General features: G+C 54.4%; 21 protein-coding genes and 2 pseudogenes. 10 read left to right on the top strand and 13 right to left on the bottom strand.

The annotated features are described in order from the left end of the window. The first annotated feature begins 366 nt into the window (after positions 1-366). The 3 genes from WOC76_RS04885 to WOC76_RS04875 all read left to right on the top strand — a co-directional run bounded on the left by WOC76_RS04885 (position 367) and on the right by WOC76_RS04875 (position 2,854). Positions 367-936, top strand: a complete 570-nt coding sequence (locus WOC76_RS04885; protein WP_341108587.1) for a tyrosine-type recombinase/integrase — start codon at positions 367-369, stop codon at positions 934-936. Positions 937-977: 41 nt separating this feature from the next. Further along, positions 978-2,381 (top strand): tyrosine-type recombinase/integrase, encoded by a 1,404-nt coding sequence (locus WOC76_RS04880; RefSeq protein WP_341108588.1) that lies wholly within the window; start codon positions 978-980, stop codon positions 2,379-2,381. Positions 2,382-2,584: 203 nt separating this feature from the next. After that, entirely contained in the window at positions 2,585-2,854 is a 270-nt protein-coding gene (locus WOC76_RS04875; protein WP_341108589.1) for a DUF2312 domain-containing protein, read from the top strand. A gap of 411 nt (positions 2,855-3,265) precedes the next feature. Here WOC76_RS04875 and WOC76_RS04870 read toward each other — a convergent pair whose 3' ends face one another. The 7 genes from WOC76_RS04870 to tnpA form a co-directional block, all read right to left on the bottom strand. After that, on the bottom strand, positions 3,266-3,475 hold the full coding sequence (locus tag WOC76_RS04870; RefSeq protein ID WP_341431548.1) for a cold-shock protein: 210 nt from the start codon (positions 3,473-3,475) through the stop codon (positions 3,266-3,268). A gap of 48 nt (positions 3,476-3,523) precedes the next feature. Further along, positions 3,524-3,892, bottom strand: a complete 369-nt coding sequence (locus WOC76_RS04865) for an H-NS histone family protein (protein ID WP_341108591.1) — start codon at positions 3,890-3,892, stop codon at positions 3,524-3,526. An 822-nt stretch (positions 3,893-4,714) separates the two neighbouring features. After that, positions 4,715-5,017, bottom strand: a complete 303-nt coding sequence (locus WOC76_RS04860) for a hypothetical protein (protein WP_341108592.1) — start codon at positions 5,015-5,017, stop codon at positions 4,715-4,717. Positions 5,018-6,122: 1,105 nt separating this feature from the next. Next, positions 6,123-6,356 (bottom strand): hypothetical protein, encoded by a 234-nt coding sequence (locus WOC76_RS04855; RefSeq protein ID WP_341101846.1) that lies wholly within the window; start codon positions 6,354-6,356, stop codon positions 6,123-6,125. A gap of 2 nt (positions 6,357-6,358) precedes the next feature. Then, entirely contained in the window at positions 6,359-8,008 is a 1,650-nt protein-coding gene (tnpC, locus tag WOC76_RS04850) for an IS66 family transposase (RefSeq protein WP_341101848.1), read from the bottom strand. Between the two features lie 84 nt (positions 8,009-8,092). Next, positions 8,093-8,440 (bottom strand): IS66 family insertion sequence element accessory protein TnpB, encoded by a 348-nt coding sequence (tnpB, locus tag WOC76_RS04845; protein WP_341101850.1) that lies wholly within the window; start codon positions 8,438-8,440, stop codon positions 8,093-8,095. Continuing rightward, positions 8,437-8,820 (bottom strand): IS66-like element accessory protein TnpA, encoded by a 384-nt coding sequence (gene tnpA / locus WOC76_RS04840; RefSeq protein WP_341101852.1) that lies wholly within the window; start codon positions 8,818-8,820, stop codon positions 8,437-8,439. The genes tnpB and tnpA overlap by 4 nt, the downstream gene beginning before the upstream one ends. A 219-nt stretch (positions 8,821-9,039) precedes the next feature. Here tnpA and WOC76_RS04835 point away from each other — a divergent pair, with 219 nt between their 5' ends. The 6 genes from WOC76_RS04835 to WOC76_RS04810 all read left to right on the top strand — a co-directional run bounded on the left by WOC76_RS04835 (position 9,040) and on the right by WOC76_RS04810 (position 13,892). Then, on the top strand, positions 9,040-9,945 hold the full coding sequence (locus tag WOC76_RS04835) for a hypothetical protein (RefSeq protein WP_341108593.1): 906 nt from the start codon (positions 9,040-9,042) through the stop codon (positions 9,943-9,945). A gap of 26 nt (positions 9,946-9,971) precedes the next feature. Further along, entirely contained in the window at positions 9,972-10,865 is an 894-nt protein-coding gene (locus WOC76_RS04830) for a hypothetical protein (protein ID WP_341387526.1), read from the top strand. Positions 10,866-10,960: 95 nt separating this feature from the next. After that, on the top strand, positions 10,961-12,271 hold the full coding sequence (locus WOC76_RS04825; protein WP_341108596.1) for a hypothetical protein: 1,311 nt from the start codon (positions 10,961-10,963) through the stop codon (positions 12,269-12,271). A 14-nt stretch (positions 12,272-12,285) separates the two neighbouring features. Then, a complete protein-coding gene (locus tag WOC76_RS04820) occupies positions 12,286-12,807 on the top strand; it encodes a hypothetical protein (RefSeq protein WP_341108597.1) in 522 nt (173 codons plus the stop codon). Positions 12,808-12,832: 25 nt separating this feature from the next. Further along, a complete protein-coding gene (locus WOC76_RS04815) occupies positions 12,833-13,336 on the top strand; it encodes a hypothetical protein (RefSeq protein ID WP_341431305.1) in 504 nt (167 codons plus the stop codon). Between the two features lie 214 nt (positions 13,337-13,550). Continuing rightward, positions 13,551-13,892: a hypothetical protein gene (locus WOC76_RS04810; RefSeq protein WP_445928460.1), complete on the top strand. Its 342-nt coding sequence runs from the start codon at positions 13,551-13,553 to the stop codon at positions 13,890-13,892. On the opposite strand, the gene WOC76_RS24240 is transcribed toward WOC76_RS04810, so the two are convergent. The 4 genes and pseudogenes from WOC76_RS24240 to WOC76_RS04800 all read right to left on the bottom strand — a co-directional run bounded on the left by WOC76_RS24240 (position 13,804) and on the right by WOC76_RS04800 (position 15,424). Then, the gene (locus WOC76_RS24240) at positions 13,804-14,235 is read right to left on the bottom strand and encodes an SIR2 family protein (protein ID WP_445730680.1); all 432 of its coding nucleotides are present in this window, start codon (positions 14,233-14,235) and stop codon (positions 13,804-13,806) included. The genes WOC76_RS04810 and WOC76_RS24240 overlap by 89 nt on opposite strands. Positions 14,236-14,402: 167 nt before the next feature. Beyond that, positions 14,403-14,660 carry a hypothetical protein gene (locus WOC76_RS04805; protein WP_341108599.1) on the bottom strand — a complete coding sequence of 86 codons (258 nt, stop codon included), beginning with the start codon at positions 14,658-14,660 and terminating at the stop codon, positions 14,403-14,405. 225 nt (positions 14,661-14,885) lie between these two features. Then, positions 14,886-14,981 (bottom strand): annotated as a pseudogene (locus tag WOC76_RS24235) (hypothetical protein); the annotation flags it as partial. Then, a complete protein-coding gene (locus WOC76_RS04800) occupies positions 14,978-15,424 on the bottom strand; it encodes a ParA family protein (protein ID WP_341108600.1) in 447 nt (148 codons plus the stop codon). The gene WOC76_RS04800 and the pseudogene WOC76_RS24235, both read right to left, overlap by 4 nt. An 847-nt stretch (positions 15,425-16,271) precedes the next feature. Between WOC76_RS04800 and WOC76_RS04795 the strand changes: the two are divergent. Next, positions 16,272-16,692, top strand: a pseudogene (locus WOC76_RS04795) (GFA family protein). Positions 16,693-16,741: 49 nt separating this feature from the next. Here the strand turns inward: WOC76_RS04795 and WOC76_RS04790 are convergent. Both WOC76_RS04790 and WOC76_RS04785 read right to left on the bottom strand, forming a co-directional pair. Then, entirely contained in the window at positions 16,742-17,416 is a 675-nt protein-coding gene (locus WOC76_RS04790; protein WP_341108601.1) for a class I SAM-dependent methyltransferase, read from the bottom strand. Next, the gene (locus WOC76_RS04785) at positions 17,403-18,038 is read right to left on the bottom strand and encodes a TolB family protein (protein ID WP_341431304.1); all 636 of its coding nucleotides are present in this window, start codon (positions 18,036-18,038) and stop codon (positions 17,403-17,405) included. The genes WOC76_RS04790 and WOC76_RS04785 overlap by 14 nt, the downstream gene beginning before the upstream one ends. Between the last annotated feature and the right edge of the window lie 339 nt (positions 18,039-18,377).

Here is an 18,377-nt window from a genome sequence, read left to right as displayed (position 1 = left end):
ATCAAGACCAGCCTTGCCGCAACGGGCCATTGCACCTCGATAAACCTTTGGAAATGTCCTCAGGTGTCATGGGCCAAGCCACGACGGAAAATTGGACACCTCAAGCTTCGCACACAGAGGCTTTCGTGCCAAACGCCAATTTTGCTGCCGCCCCCTCGGATGTATCGATCACGCACTTCTATGCATCGCAGGGCACCCTGTTTACGCCGCCCAGACCGCCGCAACATCACAGAATCAACATTTCATGATGTTGGCGCATAACCCACTGAAATCGCTGCATTCATTTCGGCAGTATCTTTGGTTGCTCTCCTGAACATCAGAAAACATGCTTGTTCCGAGCAATTTGTTAGCCAGGAGGAACAAGCATTGAAACAGGCCCCCGTCCTCACCGAACGCGATATGAAGCGTGTGCTACAGCATACAGCCAAGGCCCGCTTCCCTGCCCGCAACCGCTGCTTGCTCATGCTGAGCTGGCTGGCTGGGATGCGGGTCGCAGAAATAGCTGCGTTAAAGCTAAACGATGTGCTCGCTCCCGACGGCACCATCCGGCCGGAAATCCAACTCGCGCCCGAACAGACCAAGGGCAGCTCGGCCCGCACAGTGCTCATCAGCTCGCAGCTCAAATCCGAGCTGGAAGCCTACATCAATTCCCTGCCCGCCAACCCTGCCCCAGACCGGCCCCTGATCGCTTCAAAAACCGGAAAGCGATTCTCAGCCAACGGCCTCTGCCAAGTGATGCTGCATATCTACGACGCCGCCGGTCTTGATAGGGCTACATCACATTCAGGAAGGCGCACATTCATCACCACGCTCGCCCATAAGGGCGTGAATGTCCGCGTCCTTGCTGCTCTCGCAGGTCACAAGCACATTGGCACGACCCAGCGATATATCGACCTAAACGAGAACGTGCTCCGGGCGGCCGTCGAGATGATTTAGCTACCCATTGTCGCTGTGCCCACCTGTCACATTCCCGAGCTGTGTACGAGAAGCAAACTGCCAAGCTCATTGCAGGAAACGAATCAGAGCTCGCCTTTATGGCCCATGCACAGAACCAGCAGACGATCGCCAACGGCCAAATCACTCTCTACCAACGCGACGATGTCAAAGACGCACTGTGGCAATGCCGGATCAAGATCAAGGGTCACTCCGGCTACGTGCGCAGGTCCACAGGCGAGCTGGAATTCGAGCGGGCCAAAGAGGCAGCGCTGCTCATCCTCGGGGAGCTGAAGCAGCGAGTCACTCAATCCCTGCCACTGAAGCGGAAAACCTTCTCGGATGTAGCATCATCATTTTTGCGAGACGCCGAGACGAGATGGAAGGAAGGCCGGAATAGCGAGGGTCGCTACGTCCTCATCAAAGGTACGGTCCATCGCTATCTCATGCCCTATTTCGGCAAACGGGACATCACACTGATCCAGAAAAAAGACCTGATGGCCTACCGGGCATGGCGACAGGATTATTGGGTCACTGGTCCCGGCTTCGAAGAGACCGGCAGGAAGAAGAAGCCGCCGACACAGGCTACGCTGAAGCAGGAATGGACGGTCCTGCGAGGTGTCTTCCTCCATGGCGTCGATCTCGGCGTAGTACCGCAGAACATGCTGCCTTTCCTCAAACACGAGAAGAGCAGCGTCAACAAGCGCCCGGCATTTACGCAGGACGAATACGAGAAACTGCGCCTATTCCTCATGCACTGGCCTTTCAAGACCAACAACCCAAGGGTGAGACAAGACCGAACGCTTCTCCGCTTCTACGTGATGATCATGGTCAATTCCGGAATGCGTGTGGGCGAGGCTCGCCCTCTAAAATGGCGAGATGTCGGCAGCTACAGCAATGATCACGGCACGTGGGTCACCTGTACTGTCAAAGGTAAGACCGGGGAGCGCCTTGTCGTCTGTCAGCCCGGCGCCGAGCGATATTTCGAAATTCTGCAAAGGCGCGACTACAAGACCGCGCCTGACGATCTCGTATTCTGTCACGAGGACGGAGAGCCCATCGAGAACTGGACCGGCTTCTACACCATGCTTCGAGCCGCTGGCATTGAGCATGACACCAACGGGAACCGGCATACGCTCTACAGCCTTCGCCATACCTACGCGACCTTCAGGCTTCAGAACGGTACTAATGTCTATTGGCTGAAGAAGAACATGGGAACGTCGGTAGCCATGATCGAGCGCCACTATGGCCAGACCAATGTGCTAGTGGGCATTGAGCATGAAACCGCTAAACGAGCGCCGGGACAGAAGACATCGAAGACCCGACGCCTCCAATCTCCCAACGCACTGCGAGACGACTTGAAGCTCGTCAAGAAGCCAAACGATCTGGTCCCTGTCGGTGCAGTCGATATGACACCGGCTCGCGACGATTCTGAAACTTCAGAATAAATTTACATCTGAAGCTAGCGAATCACGCCCTCCCGATTCGATCATCATTCGTTCGAAACAGGTTCCGCTGTTCCCGAATTGGAGCAGCGGAATTAAAGCTTGAGTTAATGATTTCCTCAAATCCCCCTGTGGATGGCTCTTCAGCCTTAACTTCTCGCTCACCTTTCCGCCTCTAGCCTTCCGCCACTCAAGGGAGATGGCACATGACAGATACAGTCGGAATCGGGGGCGAACGCATTCTGTCCTTGATTGAGCGGATCGAGCACATCGAAGAGGAAATCAAAGCTCTCACTGAGGGTAAGAAGGAAATTTTCGCTGAAGCCAAGGGCGAAGGTCTCGATGTGAAAATCCTGAAAGAGATTCTGAAGCTTCGCAAGCAAGACAAAGACAAGCGTGACGAGCACGAGTCTCTGTTGGATCTTTATCTACACGCCATAGAGATTGCAGAGACGCAGGAAGCCAAGGCTGCGTAGCCGCACAAAAGGAGAGCTGGCCTTATCGCCGCTCTCCTGTGCCCTGCATCACAAGCCAATTCCATTGATAGGACTACCGGCGGATGCAACCACGGCTTTCTACCGCTATCTCTTTCGGAGAGGCCTGTATCGACGTTTCTCTGATACAAGCCGCCAGCCGATGATATTCGCGGCTACGGTCTCATCTGTATCGAAATTCCGCCACTCGTCGTCAAACCGACAGCAGGCATAGGGGATCACGTAAGTACCCCTGTTATCCTTGCACAGGGCCTCGACTGGGATTTCCTCGTCGGGATATCGGTCGCAGATAAACTCTGCCAAACGCTCTCGAAACGTAGCCATATCAATCCAATCAAAAAAAATTGCCGCAATGCCCCAAACGGACAATCGCGGCAAGGATTGTTTTTTCTGTTAGAGGACTTGAAGCTGCTCCGCTGAAGATTTGCCTCGGCGCTGATCAACAAACACTTCGAAGGAGACCTTCTGTCCTTCAGCCAGCGTCCTTAAACCAGCTCGCTCCACCGCGCTGATATGGACAAAGACATCGACGCCACCCGTGTCTGGCGAAATAAAGCCAAATCCCTTCGTGGGATCGAACCATTTCAAGGTACCATTTGCCATAGGTTTTTTCCACGAAATACCGAAGATCACCGGGCTCGAAGTCAGGGACTAATTCTGAGCCAGGAATTCCTCTGACGCTTTGAACTGGTCAATCGTCCAGCCTCGCTCAGAAAGGATCATGTTGACCCACATCGGCGGGCGAGCGCCACGACCGGACCAAGTCTCGCCGGACACATGGTTCTTGAATTTCGGCGCAACTGCCCGCTTTGGGGCATCGGACTTACTCTTGGCTTTTTCGCCCTTCCCAATCTCCGGGAAGAGGTCGGCAAAGGCCAGACCGGCGTCCCTGAGCTTTTCGGCGATCTCGGCCTTCAAAGTCGCCCTGCCAGCTTCCTTCCGGCGCTCGATTTCAGCACTGGCGCGATCGATCAGAGCTTGGATTTCAGGCACGGTTAGATTGGCGAACTCGTCGCTCACTTAGGCTCTCCATTTTAGGCATTGAGCCCTTAAATACCCGAGCTTGGCTTTTTTGCAACGATTAAGGTTGGCTGACTGGCGGTTTCGGCGGCTTTGGCCTTTTTGGCATCTTCGAACCAGGCTTTCGGGTTCTCATTCGGTCATTGTAGCGATTGGTAGCCTGACGATAGCGTTCCCGCTGAGCTGCATATTTGGCTTGCTTGGCTGTGCGATCCAGATTGGTGATCTTTTGCTGGTCGGCCGGGGAGATGATTTCAAAGATTCTCATACAGCTATTTATGCAGAAGCTTTACCATGGCAATACAGCCCCACATTTAGGGGTTCCATAGCGCCTCTCGTCTATATCTATAAAATCTTCATTTTATTTAGATTCTGCTTTTGAGCCGTTTTCGGCAGGCTTCTCGGCATTGAGCGACCTGACACAGCACGATCAAAGCGATCGGGTTTCAGCGACAGCACAAACCCGCCCTACGTTGCGCTGTTCGCCTGCCCGCTACTCGTATAGCGGCTCTCCCTACTCTCCGTGCTGTAGGGCGCTCATTTTCAATCTCTGACGCCAGCTGGCAGCTGCAATGCAGGGACTTTGCGCAGCGCGGTTTGCTGCGCAACCCACCTCTGGAAATCAGCCACGATTACGAGATGTAGCATAAGCGCTATTTTCGATAGCTTGCTTTCGAGAACGGATAGCGTCAACCGAATTTTTGAAGGGGAGACCTTCATATTCCGGTTGACGCATTGTGCGGCAGAAGCACAACTGAGTTGGAAATAGCGCTTATGCTAAAATCAGTAATCTTGGCTGATTAGCCGACCTCGGGTGCAACGCTAAACAAGGTCCTGCACGTCCGGCGTCGTGGCTTTGGATTCGACCAGCAACCATAACGTCTTGGTCAGCTCTTTGACCTGTTTGCGTTTCGATCGCGGGATGCAGTCAGCTGGCAGGCGTTCGATGTTCATTGCGAGCGTTATCATCGCCGCGATTGACATAGGCCTATCTGAACTCTTGGCGGAACTGTACCAGCTGTCCTTGCGACCACATAAGCGACCGAAGGCGTATTGGCTTTCGACCAGCCCGAGCGAGCGAGCATTTTCATAGATTGTCTGGAGATAGTAGCTGTTCTTCTTCATAAAGCTATTTATCCAGCGTGTCAGCGCAATCGAAATGCCTACCAAAATATTTCTGCATTTACCAATTTTTGTCGCAGCGGAATTTAGGTCGCTGGATAAATAGAGTGTATAATGTTGTATAGCGGTGCTCCAGCACCAAACACACTGTCGAGAAAGAACCCTGCCCGGGTAGATAGAAAGGGCTGCTCACTCTCAGAATAGGGGGGATGCGTATTGGGCGGCAGCAATCACGAATGCCCCCGGCAGCATAGCCGGGTTGGGTCTACCTATGTAGTTCCGTAAATAAAACCCGTAGCATCTCGTGGTCCGACGAACAGGGCGGGACAAAGCAACAGCGGTTAATCAAGCTATATCATTAGCACTTGGGGTATGACGACGGTAACCCCACATCGATGACGGCATACGGTGGTGAAGTCCATAGGCTGTATGCAGAGGTGAGCAGGAATTTAGCGTAAAAGGGAGGCAATCGTAACAGCCCCTTTCCCATGCACCACATGGGTTGCGAACAGATGGACGGGTGGATGACTAATCAGAAGATAAGCCTTCTACACACGGCGGCAGTTATGTCGTCGTGTGGCTTCAAATCTATCAGAATGATACCTGAGGAGAATGATTGATTGATCAATCAACAGACAATCATTCAAGCTATCAACCTTGTGTTTCAGACTGAAAATACAGCGACTGAGTTGGGCCAGTGAGCTTGCGAACTGAGACCAACGAAATGTCGCAGCACTTCACGTAGTGAAGGGCTTGAAGAACAGACACATACATCCAAGAAAAAAAACGGTTATTGGGAAGAAATGCCGATCCATGGCTGTTGGGCATTGATCGTTGCAGGATCGGCTCCTACTCAAAGTCGAGGGCTTATCTGGCTACGAGATAGGATAGAATTCGAATTATCACTGAAACCAATTGCAAAAACGAATCAATCAGACACAATCATTAACGGTGCCGCTTCTTGACCTATGATAACGAATTCCATGCGGCTATATGCATCATATAGAGTAGTCCTTATTTCCTCGACCAACCTGTAGCTGATTCGATTGTAACATCCGCATTACAGTAGCCATCCGGCATAGGCCGCAGGTGTCGGCGTCGGGGCGTTTTAACGCTTGAGGAGTGTCGGATCGGCCTTATACATTTTGATCAGCTCGATCAGGTTATCGATTCCGAAGTCGGTGAACGCCATCACGCCGTCGTACGTGATCCCGTGGACCCATATGAGACCATCTTCGGGCTCCATCTCGGCAGCGACGTCGAACAGCCAATCCTCGTTCTCACCAAGTTCTTTGGCGACCTGGCTGATCGTCGTGATGTGAGAGACCTTGTTGACGTGCATTATCAGGCGACACGAGCGAAGGCTGCCGGACCTTTTGCCACCCAATTCCAGGGCAGCAGTTCATCGAGGCGGTGTGCGGGATGGAGGGCGATGCGCGAGAGGACGTCGGCGAGCCAAGCCTGCGGATCGACGCCATTCATCCGTGCGGTGACAACGAGACTATACATGGCCGCGGCCCGCTGCCCTCCGCGGTCCGACCCGCAGAACAGCCATGATTTTCTTCCGAGCGCGATGCCCCTTAGCCCTCGTTCCGCGGCATTGTTGGACATGCACACGCGTCCATCTTCAAGGAACAGCGTGAACGCCGCCCAACGTTTGAGCATGTAATTGATCGCCTTGACCAGATCATGCCCGCGCGAGAGCCTCGCTGCCTGCGTGCGCAAATAGTCCTGCAGATCATCGACCAGCGGTCGGCTCAGCGTGTGGCGAACCGCCAGGCGTTCTTCGGCGCTCTTACCGTTAATGGACCGCTCGATCTCGAAAAGGACGTCGATGCGGCGCACCACCTCGATCGCGATCGGCGACAAAGGGATTTCCTTTTTACCCGCCGCTTTGCGGCGCGCGTTCTCATCCAGATCCGCCATGGCGAAGAACGGGCGCCGTGCGTGAACCCAGCACGCCGCCTCCTTGACCGGACCCGGCTTGCGATCCGCCAGATAGAGCCTGTTGTAGCCGTCATAGGCGTCGGCTTGCAGGATGCCGGAATATCCCGCCAGATGCGCCTGTGGATGTTCGCCCCGGCGATCGCGCGAATAGTAGAACATCGCCGCCGGCGGCCCGGCGCCGCCGAACGGTTTGTCGTCTCGAGCATAAATCCAGCACCGCCCGGTATCAGTCTTGCCTTTGGCCAAAACCGGCACGGTCGTGTCGTCGCCATGCAGGCGTTCGGCCGCCATGACATGAGCTTCCACACGGCGGAGCAGAGGATCGAGGGCCGTGCAGACCGAGCCCACCGCGTCGGCCATCGTCGACAGCGCGATCGGCACGCCTTCCAGGGCATAGCGCTCGGCCTGGCGGTTCAAAGGCTGGTGTTGGCCAAACTTCTCGAACACGATCATCGCCAGCAGGCTCGCCCCCGCCCATCCTCGCGCAATCACGTGGAATGGGGCCGGCGCCTGACTGATCTTCTCGCAATCCCGGCAGGTGAACTTCTCCCGCACCGTCTCGATCACCTTCCACTGACGGGGCGTCGTTTCCAATGTGCGCGTCACATCCTCGCCGAGCTTGCGCAGACGCGCGCTCCCGCAGCATTCGCATGCCGTCGGCGCCTCAATCACGACGCGCTCGCGAGGAAGGTGGTCGGGGAATGTAGTGCGCTCCGGACGCTTGCGCGTAAATCCTGCGACAGTCGTCCTGACGACAGCCTTTTCGGCCGCAAGCTCGTCTTCCGTCGCCGCAGCTTCCAACTCCTCGAAGGTGAGCGCCAGTTGATCGATCAATCTCACGGACCGCTCAGACCGCTGCCCGAAGATCTGGCGCTCCAGTTTCGCGATCCTAAGCTTCTGTTGCGCGATCAGCGCCATGTCTTCCGACGCTTTCGCGCGGGCGACCGCCAATTCCGCCGCAACTTCCAGGGCCTTTGTCTGAGCGACGGCCAGCGCCGCTTTCAGGGCGGCGTTCTCGCGGGCAAGCTCGGCGTCAGCGGCATCCATGAGAGGGAGTGAATCATAAATCGCGTGATTTGAAGCGCCCTAAAATGCACGCGACCACGCTTTTTTTACTCGGTCGGGAGCGCTCTATCCGGCGCGTTCCGGCCGCCAGGTCAGTTGCGGGTTTCTCCAATCGATCCCTTCCAGCATATAGGCCATCTGCCCCGCCGAGATCGAAACCGCCCCTGCCGTCGCCGACGGCCAGATGAACTTCCCGCGATCCAGACGCTTGGCGTAAAGCGACAGGCCGACGCCGTCATGCCAGAGAATTTTGGCGAGATCGCCACGGCGGCCACGGAAGATGTAGAGATCGCCCGCGTGCGGGTCGCGCTTCAATTGCTCCTGCACCTGCAGCGCCAGCCCCTGCATGCCGCGGCGCATGTCGGTATGGCCGGTCGCAATCCAGACCCTCACGCCGCTCGGAACCGGAATCATCGCCGCGACAATGCCTCCAGCACCCGTGACAGCGCCGCCGGCTCCACGTCCGCCCACACGAGGATCCGATCGCCCCCGGCGAGAACAATCTCCATCTGGCCGTTCGACCCTCGATCGGAATAGTCCGCCGTCGCATCCCGCGAGATTGTTACGGGCAGGATCGGCGCGAGCTCCTTCGGCGCCGCCGCCTCAACGCCAAACTGCCGACGCCAAGAGAAGAGCTGGTTGGCGTTGAGGTCGTGGCGTCGCGCGACCTCGGCGATCGAGGCGCCGCCCTCGAGGCATTCGCCGACAATGCCGCGCTTCTCCTCCAGGGTCCAAGATCGGCGGCGGCGGCGCTCTGGTGATACGGAATCCTCGTCATGATGGTCTGTCGACATCGCTGATAGTGTCCGCTTGTATTTGAAATGGACACGATCACCGCGCCATCGTCAGACAGCTATCCAGGAACCGGCATTCAACGCCAGGCGGCCCTCGCCGGAGCGATACGCATTACAAAGCGTGTGCGGTTTTGACTCACCCAGTTGTTAACGGATTTATTTTGCTTCTTATAAAGAGCGAGCGCCTCCTTGCGTTGTTAACACACATAGGAGGATTCGATGGCAATCGCCAAAGGAACCCAACAGCCTGTTGTTTATGACGAAGCCGCGTTCAATAGTCGTGTTGAAGTAACCCGTACTTGTCATATCCGCTCGCATGAGGGCGCTGCTGAAGCCGCAGCCAACGCCTACATATTCACTCGCGAAACCTCAGACGCAGAAGGGCTGGCTCTCTTCCAGACCGCGATTGCGGATTACAACGCCGCTATCACGAAGCACAACAAAGGGATCGATGATCGCTTCGAACGGGCCGATAAATTCCAAGCAGGTAAACTCTCGCCCGATGACCCCATGTACAGCAAGCCTGATGATCCAGCCCTGCTCAAAGCCTATGAAGATGAACGGGTTGTTCTGCTGGCGGATCATAGCGTTGACAAGGCAGATCGGCGCAAGCTGAAGCGAGTTACGGCGGAGAAGAAGGAAGACGCCAACCGCTACACCGCCCACGTGAAGTACGTGCTTGGGTTCGATCGCCCCAGCCAAGCCACTCTGGTCAACAGTTATTGCTTGGCCTTGGAGTGGATTGACGCCAACTGCGGCGCACTCCCAAATGTCGATGTGCCTGTGATCAAGATGGCCGTGCTCGCAGCCGGTGCTTTTCAGCCATCGTTGATGCTCAGCGCTCAGCTTCGAAAGACCCAAATGCCGCTACGGAGCGGGAAGCCACAGAGAAATTCCTTCGTGAAAAAGCGATGGAAAAGATCAAGGCAATGGAGCCCAAAGGCAATGTCTCTGTTGCGGCTCACTCGGCGAGCGGCGGCTTCGTGTTGTTGCTCGGGCGCACCAATGGCGGCACTGTGGACGTTCTTGGCGAAGCTAAACTCCCTGCAGCTCTCATTGATCGTGCTGTCAACGAACTGGGTCGAACCGCACAGCCTGACGCAGAACCTGCGACTGAATTCGTAGCGAGGGCCTTGGCTCTGGCTCAGCTCATGAAGGACGGCTTGGTTGTCAGCACGGACCAAAGCGAAAGCGGAAAGGCCGCAACTGTTCGGAGCGTTGCAGTGCGCCCCGATCCGGCTGGCAATCCCCTGCTGGTTTTCTCGCTAAAATACCCAGATGCGGCCTCTGTGCTCCATGCTCGCCCACGGCAGCAGGATATCCTCGTCGTGAATGGTCGCTACGGCGTAATGCCGACCAAGGACTTCTGGTTCTTGGAGCATAAACTTCTCGATCCGCTCCAGCGTAGCATGATCTCGATTTCTGCAGAGGCCGATCCAGTCAGCGCTAAAGGTCAGGCTCTACGCAGCATCATGGCGTGGAACCTCACCAATTCCGTACCGGGGTCTGCTGCGAAAGATCGGCTGTTTTGGCATGATATCGCCAACGCTGGCGTAAAACCTCTCGACGTCGCCGGGTTTGACCCGCAATTCGAGGGCGTTCTCACACGCTCTGACATGGGGCGCATTCTCGGTCTTTTGCCCAACCTGAAGAGCAAGAAAGCTGTCAAGGAGCACGGCGAACGTGGCGTGCAGATCGGGGTCAAAGATCAGAAGCTCCACGTCAAATACGGCGATGCGCCCGTCCTTGACATCGACTTCGAAAATAACAGCGTTGAAGTCGTCAAGCTTAGGCTAAAAGTCACTGACCTGTATGACCTCCTCCGGAAGCTCATCGATCTTGAGGTTGAACAGTTCCGGATTGCTGGCGAGGCTGAGGCCATGTTCAGGGTCAGCTGGGAAGATGCTTTCGGCTTCTATGACTTCCATATGCCGGCCTGCACACGGGAAGGGCGGCTTATCTCCCGCCGCGTGTTCCCCATGAGGGTCCGACTGCCGGCGTTCAAGGTTCTTGATCGAGAACCGGGAATCATCGCTGCGGAATAACCACCCGCAAGGCAGGGAGAGCTACATGCTCTCCCTCTCCCGCTCTTCCGCATCAATACCTTCCCTGAACTGCCCAGGCAGAAGGACGACGCTCTATGAATGTCCAGCTTCCACACGGAGCTTCTGGCTTCTATCCGGCCCCTGCAAATCACATTGAAGGCGATCCCACGCCTTGGGATCAAGCCGTCTATATCCCATCCGTCACCCCCGGCTTCGCCATTCAGGTGTATGCCGAGGATTGGCCGCGAGACTTGCCCGCTGGCGTCGAGCCGCGCGATCTGAACTTTCTCGACCCAGACAACCGCCTCTTTCGGATCAGTCATGTGATGAGTTCAGCTGGTCAGGCAATGCTGCAAAAGAAACCCTGCATCGTTCAAACCCGCGACCGGAAATCCACCGTTCTTATCTGCGACAGTGGCGGCTATCAGATCGCTACGAAGCAGCTGACAATCGACGGCGACCATGATCGCCTTGAGATTCTGCGTTGGCTTGAACGGAATGCCGATTGGGCAATGACGCTTGACGTACCGACTGGTCGTCTCGGCGATCCCGAATACCCCTATAAGACGTTTGCGGACTGCCTGAACGAGACGGTCTACAACCTCGAATTTTTCCAGAAGCATCGAGTGCCCGGCGCGACGAAGTTCCTGAATGTGCTGCAGGGAAATGACCGCAAACAAGCAGACTACTGGTACAACGCGGTAAAGGGCTTTGAATTCGAGGGGTGGGCCTTTGCGGGAAAGCTGCGGCACAATTTCTTTTATCTCTGTCGCCGCATCATCAAGATGGCCAGCGAAAACCTGATTCAGGACAGGAACTGGATACACATCCTCGGGACCTGTCAGCCAGAGACAGCGGTTGGACTCACTGCCTTACAGCGCTCGATCAATCGGCACATCAACCCACATCTCCGTATCAGCTACGATACCTCTACGCCGTTCCGGATGCTGCGTGGCAGGAGCGTGTTCACGCTCCCTCGGTTCGATCGCGATGGCATGACTATCCGCACGGAGAAATGTCCTGACGGGAAGCCATACATTAACTCACCAGTTAAATTTCCGTGGCCATCTCCGCTTGGCGACAAGATGACGCTTGGTGACCTGAATGTGAAGCCGGGCCACAATCTAAACAGCTATAGAGATAATCAAGCCAATCATTATCTCGCCCATCATAATCTCGCCTCGCTTTGCTACGGCATCGCGCTCGCCAACCGCGTGTTCGACAGCGAAAGCATCGAGGGCAAGCACACCGTTGCGGAAACGATGGGAGAAGCAATCGCTGCAATCGACCACGTGCTAAAGTCCCGCTCCCTTCAAGAGCTGGAACGAAAGCGCTCTGTCTTTAATCGAGTCCGCAAGATCGAACTCACCAGTGACAACGAGCAAGACAGATTCTTTCAGGAATGAATGGGATACATACAATGAAACAGGACTACCTTGTTCTCTATGAACATAAACTCCCTGATGAAGAAATCTCAAGGGTCACAGCCAGCTACCCCGCTGGATCGATGTCGCTCGATGAGACGAGAAATGTGTCCCACCTGCTGTCTCTCATTGCATGGGCGTTTGATCACGAGGGCGACGAACCGAAACCTTGCATAGCCTATAGGGTGTCAGACAAATCCCTCGTCGATTTCCTGATCTTCTCTACCACAACGAAATTTATCCTGACCGTCGATCAGGAAATGTTGCGGACAAGCCGTGACTGGAACGAGAAGAGAGGACGTTTGGTTGAGCTTATCTACGCAGCCGAGCAACTGACATACCATTTGCCAGACCACAGAGAATGGATGGCTGACTGGTTAAGGCATCGATCGGCAGCAAGCAATGACGACGGCAGCATAGTCGCACTTGAATGCGCCCTTAAAAGAGATGCTGAAATTCTTCGGGATGCAGTCAAGGAATTTCTTGCGTCCTGCTGGCAATGGCGTGATGTCGCTTGAAAACAATACCAAGGGAGATTCTTCTATGCCGTATATCGTTTTTTACGCTGACAGACTTTCGAGTGAAACGCTTGACCATGTTACGCTCGGCTACCCGACAAATTCCATGCTCTTGATGTCGGATTATTTCGGGCAACAGCTATCGAGCTTCGTTGGCTGGCTACTCAACGGCAGAGATTATCGATTTGCTGCCTACAAGGTCCAAACCAGCACACATGTGGACCAGCTAAAGCTCGCAGCGGAACCAGCTTTTGTCATAGAAGACGACCAAGAAGTTCTCCAAAATCTTACAAACTGGTCGTCGTACCTCGCTCGCCTCGGTGAACTGATTACCTCTGCAGATATGCTCAGTGACTATCTTCCGCTCCATCGAAACTGGATGAACGCCGATACGAACTCCGGCTCGCAAATCCAGCCCTCGGACCGGACGGATCACATTCTTGCAAAACTCCGGACTGATGAAGCGAACCTGAGAACGGAGATAGAAGACTACATCCGCTCAATCCACCATTGGCCGCCGCTTTCCTGATTGATATCCGCTACCGCTCGGCGCTGCTGCATGGATCGCCAACGACAGCGCCGAGCATATCTCCAGCGTTTTATTCTGTGATTCAGATTGAGTTTACCTCGATCCTGTCAACCTCTGATTCAGGATGTCGCTTAAGCCGCAATTCAGACACGGGAGTTAATGTCCGGAACATCAGAAACGGCACCGGCCAAGAACAGCAAAAAAGGAACAGGCGATGACCCCGACAATGACCAGCTCCGCTCCCCGCGCCGCTGAGATTCTGCCGGCCTACGCCAATATGATCCATCTGGTTGAGCGCCTGCATCGCCGTTTGATGGATGTCGTCACTGACGCCCTCGATAGAGCAAATATTAAGGATGTTAGCGCCGTTCAGGCGATCATGCTCTACAACATCGCCGATCAGGAGCTGACCGTCTCCGAGCTGCGTGAGCGTGACTATTATACGGGTTCGAACAGCTCCTACAACGTCAAGAAGCTCGCAACAGAAATATCGCCTTTAGAAGGCCGTAGAAACCTGGATTGTCTCTTTTCGCACTATGATACTGACCTCTTGTAAAAATCATCGCACTAATTTCATCGATGCTGCCATGCGCCTTGATTATGAGACGAGTATCAGACCGCAGCTCATCAGCTAAAGACGTTGAATTGTACGGAATCACCTTAAATCCTTCGGTTGACACATTAAGACAGTGCTTTTCGTAAATTTTATCAAAATTTGTCGTGATTACCAACCTGGAATCAAGAGCAAATATAATTTCGTGTAGCTTACTAGCTTCGAAGACCGGTTCATTGAAATTTTGATTTAATAGCTCCTGGTAGTCTCCGGGATCAACCTCATCTTTGATGGCTTGGAGCGCCAGAAGATATTTGCGCTCCGTAATAAACCGCCCAATCTGCATCTTCTTTTGAGTGTCCCTTACGCAGGCGCATGCCTCCGTAAGAAACTCGAGCCACGCTTTAGGGCGTTTACCGCTAGGACTTGTTGCGCTGGCAGATACACCCGCTCCAAGAAAAAACACGCAGCGACGCTTAGCCACTTCACGTGTAAGTGTTTCCGGCCAAGCGATCACAGGGCACCTACGTTGTGCAATAAGCGATCACAAAAAGTACCCATTAAATCCCCATAGGACTTCACCTGCGCATACTGGCTTCCGACAACGCCATCTGCGCTAGTTAAAGCGTGTATTGGTGACTTTGCAGATTGTGCCATTGGAACAAGACTGTAGAGATAAGGAATGTCGCCTAAGGGTAGATCGTCTTGTGAAAGGCTTTGTGGCGTAAGGAAGCCCATGGTATCCGCGACAGTTGATGGGATCTCGGACATGATCCGATCGTATGATTTTACTGCTCTTGGGCCTTCTGCAAATTTCCTTGTTACGTATTGCTGGACTGAATAACCTACGAACCGAAAATGGCTTGACGTGTCGTCTATCAAATGGAAGCTATCGAAGATCTCCGGTTTGTCTTCTTTAGCCGCGTCGACGGCTCTCCTGTAATGCCTATTCCATGTAGTTATCCAGGCTGATATATTCTGGATTCCGAGTAAACTGAAAATATCACACCCGAAGGGCGTCACTATAAAATCGCTCGCCAATATGACAGTTCTGTTTAATGCTCCTAGTGACGGTCCTACGTCGAAAATCACAAGGTCATACCGGTCAACCACCGCTGAAAGGAGCTGACTACACCAATTCGTGACACGGAAGCCGCCAACATCGGAACGGAGGAGATTCGACCATGCTTCGCTAAGGCGATCTTCGTCGACATTTTAGGATGACCGGGAACCAAGTCCGTCTGGAACCGGTTCCTGGTTCCGAGATAGGGGGAGATCGCTCTATCAATCTGCGGTTCGCCATTATCGACCGGAGACAGGTAGTCATAAAGGGTTTTCGACTTACTCTTGCCTGCCGCATAGATTTGCTCGGCTTCGTCTTCGGTCAGAAGGATCTGAGTGGCATTACATTGTGGATCGGCATCTACAAATAGCACTCGCTTATTTCGATGCATCGTCAGGTAAGAGACGACGTTGCACGCCAGCGTTGTTTTCCCAACACCGCCCTTGTTGTTGAAAAAGACGATTGACTTCAATGGAAATCTCCGTGCAAGTCGCAGCGAATCGTTTTACGAAAATCTATCGTGATTCGCACCTGACTTCATTCTTCCTTAAAATTGGGCTCTGCGATATGAATGGAACGCCTAAGTTTACCGTCGCAAAAAGTCTTTAACTCCTTGCCTTCCTCGAAAGGCGCATCGGGTGGGGGTAAGGACGGTATTACGCAGAGGCGCTCCAACCTCCCTCCCCGTCCGTTCCCGGCACGACCTTCAAACCCATGACCTACTTTTTGCGAGACTTTCATCAACACTTTCAACGCTCTACAGCCACCAATTCGGATGCAAGCTATGTTGGTATGTGGAGAGCTGAAGAGCCGCTCGAATGTGAATATATTCCTATTACACAGATGCTACACACGCAGATTTTAGCTTTGTAACTTATTGTTTTATCTTGCAGAAAGTCATGGTCTATTACTATTCGCGCTAATCAAAATTAGTGTCGAATACACAAGATACAGCAAAATAATCAAAGATTTAGGCGTCAGCATACTAGATGCTGACGCCTATTTTTTTACACACGCTCTACACAGAACAAGGCATGAACTAAATTGCATTGAGGGAATTTAAGTGTGGATTCGGCGTGGATTTGGATGGGAGTTTACACAGACGCTACACGGGCTGCGGGAAGAGAGTTAATGGAACAACCGTTCACGTGCGGCCAACATTAGCGTTGCATTACGTCACCTACTGCTGAAAGCGGATATTGAGAGACCGCGCTGCTTCACCAAATCCAACGTATAATTTTCCAAGGGCTGGGCTACGCGGGGCGCAGCCGAAACGCTGCGAAAAAGGCAGCAGTCATAGGCATGAACCGAGGGACGAAATGGCAACGCATAAAGGGGAGTGCTTCTATGGCGCCGTGCGAATTGAAGTCAGCGGCGATCCTGAGACCTGTGGATTTTGCCATTGCAGGCTGGTGTCGATCGTGGTCGGCGGCACCCATCAACGCCTACACCTTGTGGAAACCTGATGCTGTTTCCGTGACCTCAGAGGCGGAATTTGTCGCCACATTCGAAAAAACGCCAAGCAGCCAGCGCAAATACTGATGTGGCGGTCATCTGATGACGCCTCACACGTCGCTCGACCTGATCGACGTTTACGCCGCGACCATCCCGACCTTTCAATTCGAGCCACAGGTGCATGTCAATTATTGGAGGCCGTGTCGCCGCTGCGCGATGGCTTGCCGAAGTTCCACGACTACCCGACCGAATTTCTGCGGCTCAGGCAAATTGATAGAGGAATGACGGGCGGCACCCTTGCGATACAGCAGTCAAATGAGCGACGGCTTAGACGCTATAGCTTCTGAGCTTCCAACATAATTGCTTGTATGGGCAAGGTAGAGCCGACGGCGCGCGTGAGCGCCGCCCCATATGCGTGAGCGATCTCGTCGAGATCGCCGCCTCGCTCTGTGACCTCGTTCAAAACGGGGCTCCCAAAGACAATGCCGCGGGCGAACGCGAGCGCGTCGAAGGGACGCGCATAGGGGAGCACGGAGATACGGATATCGTCAAAACCAGCGTCAACGAGGCTTTTCTTTATCGGTCCGATCACCGCGCAGGACGTTGGTTGCATTATCCACTGCGGCGGGTCATTCGGAAAGAAAGATTGCAGGACGGCCAGAGCCTCGCTGACATAGGGGTTGTTTTCTTCAGAGTCCCAGACTGAGAATGTATAGCGCCCGCCGTTCCGCAGCACCCGGTAGGCCTCACGTATGGCTCTGGGCTTATCGGGAAAGAACATAAACCCAAACATGCAGACGATGGCGTCGAAGCTCTCGTCTTCATAGGGAAGAGCGCAGGCATCCACAATCTTGAACGACACGCGTTCGTCATCCAGCGCTTTCGATCGGGCGACATTGAGCATGTCTTCGCTAATGTCGGTGGCTGTAAGTCTCGCGGCGCTCGCAAGCTGATCAAGCAAGGCTCGGGTTGCCACGCCAGAGCCTGCGGCGATTTCAAGGACTTCCATCGGATTGGCCGCCGCGACTCTGTGGGAGTCCGGTCCAATGCATATGGTCGCGGTAGGGCGAGTTGATGCGCGTTCCGAGGCTCTCAGGCTTTTGCCAGACACCGCTTTTCTTCTCGACTTTCCAGATGTCGCTGTCCTGCGTGACGCCCGGTTGCTGGTAATTGAAGTAGATCAAGCTGTCCGATACAATGATGGGGCAGTGTTCTTCCCCCGTCTCGGTATTGATGTGCGGCAGTTGGGGAACGTCGTTCCAGTTGCGCGGCGCCTGCCAGACGCCATTGACCTTTTCCACGACCCAGAGGTCGCCTGTCGCGAGGTTTCCTGCCTTGTAGCGCGTGAAATAGATCACATTGCCGTCGTCTGAGAGCGCCGGCTCAAGTTCCCAGTCGGCCGTATTAATGTTCGGCCCGACATGCGGGTCGATGCTGGGACCAAGCTGGACAGGCTCCTGCCAAACCCCGTCGACATTGCGGGCCATCCAGACGTCAAAATCGTGACGTGTGCCGGACTTCACGCTTCCGGGTCGAGTGGAGGTGAACAGCGCTGTCTTCCCATCGGCGCTGTAGGTGATTTCCATATTTGTACCGGGCGAGGCAAGCCCACCGCCCATCATCTTGGTCAAAGGGGTTGCACCGCCCTCCAAACTCTTGGGCGCGGCCCCTCCACCCATCGCGTTAGCTGGGACATTCATGAGCCCAAGAGCGAAAAGCATCCCGCCCAGATGTTTCCAGGAGCGATGACGTTTCATGAGGCTGCCTGCCCTTCGCTTGATTGCTGAGGTAACGCTTTTCCGACTTGTCAGCGTCCCTCGCAAGCGACTTTGTCACGTTTACAGGTCAAAAGCAGTCAACAGCCAACGACTTGGCTTTTCGATCTCATCGACGGAGAAGCGTCAAGCCATTACACGCGGGGATTAGCACCCGTCGCTGCCCTTATAGCGCACCACCTCTTCGCGCCGCTG

This window comes from Methylocystis sp. IM3 (assembly GCF_038070105.1).
GTDB lineage: Bacteria > Pseudomonadota > Alphaproteobacteria > Rhizobiales > Beijerinckiaceae > Methylocystis.
This window is presented reverse-complemented; position numbering and strand designations above follow the sequence as displayed.

Excerpts from the sequence above, each read along its gene's own strand:
- WOC76_RS04875 (WP_341108589.1), top strand. The coding sequence starts at position 2,585 with ATGACAGATACAGTCGGAATCGGGGGCGAACGCATTCTGTCCTTGATT.
- WOC76_RS04870 (WP_341431548.1), bottom strand. The coding sequence starts at position 3,475 with ATGGCAAATGGTACCTTGAAATGGTTCGATCCCACGAAGGGATTTGGC.
- WOC76_RS04860 (WP_341108592.1), bottom strand. The coding sequence starts at position 5,017 with ATGAAGAAGAACAGCTACTATCTCCAGACAATCTATGAAAATGCTCGC.
- WOC76_RS04855 (WP_341101846.1), bottom strand. The coding sequence starts at position 6,356 with ATGCACGTCAACAAGGTCTCTCACATCACGACGATCAGCCAGGTCGCC.
- tnpC (WP_341101848.1), bottom strand. The coding sequence starts at position 8,008 with ATGGATGCCGCTGACGCCGAGCTTGCCCGCGAGAACGCCGCCCTGAAA.
- tnpB (WP_341101850.1), bottom strand. The coding sequence starts at position 8,440 with ATGATTCCGGTTCCGAGCGGCGTGAGGGTCTGGATTGCGACCGGCCAT.
- tnpA (WP_341101852.1), bottom strand. The coding sequence starts at position 8,820 with ATGTCGACAGACCATCATGACGAGGATTCCGTATCACCAGAGCGCCGC.
- WOC76_RS04835 (WP_341108593.1), top strand. The coding sequence starts at position 9,040 with ATGGCAATCGCCAAAGGAACCCAACAGCCTGTTGTTTATGACGAAGCC.
- WOC76_RS04830 (WP_341387526.1), top strand. The coding sequence starts at position 9,972 with ATGAAGGACGGCTTGGTTGTCAGCACGGACCAAAGCGAAAGCGGAAAG.
- WOC76_RS04825 (WP_341108596.1), top strand. The coding sequence starts at position 10,961 with ATGAATGTCCAGCTTCCACACGGAGCTTCTGGCTTCTATCCGGCCCCT.
- WOC76_RS04820 (WP_341108597.1), top strand. The coding sequence starts at position 12,286 with ATGAAACAGGACTACCTTGTTCTCTATGAACATAAACTCCCTGATGAA.
- WOC76_RS04815 (WP_341431305.1), top strand. The coding sequence starts at position 12,833 with ATGCCGTATATCGTTTTTTACGCTGACAGACTTTCGAGTGAAACGCTT.
- WOC76_RS04810 (WP_445928460.1), top strand. The coding sequence starts at position 13,551 with ATGACCCCGACAATGACCAGCTCCGCTCCCCGCGCCGCTGAGATTCTG.
- WOC76_RS24240 (WP_445730680.1), bottom strand. The coding sequence starts at position 14,235 with ATGCAGATTGGGCGGTTTATTACGGAGCGCAAATATCTTCTGGCGCTC.
- WOC76_RS04805 (WP_341108599.1), bottom strand. The coding sequence starts at position 14,660 with ATGTCCGAGATCCCATCAACTGTCGCGGATACCATGGGCTTCCTTACG.
- WOC76_RS04790 (WP_341108601.1), bottom strand. The coding sequence starts at position 17,416 with ATGGAAGTCCTTGAAATCGCCGCAGGCTCTGGCGTGGCAACCCGAGCC.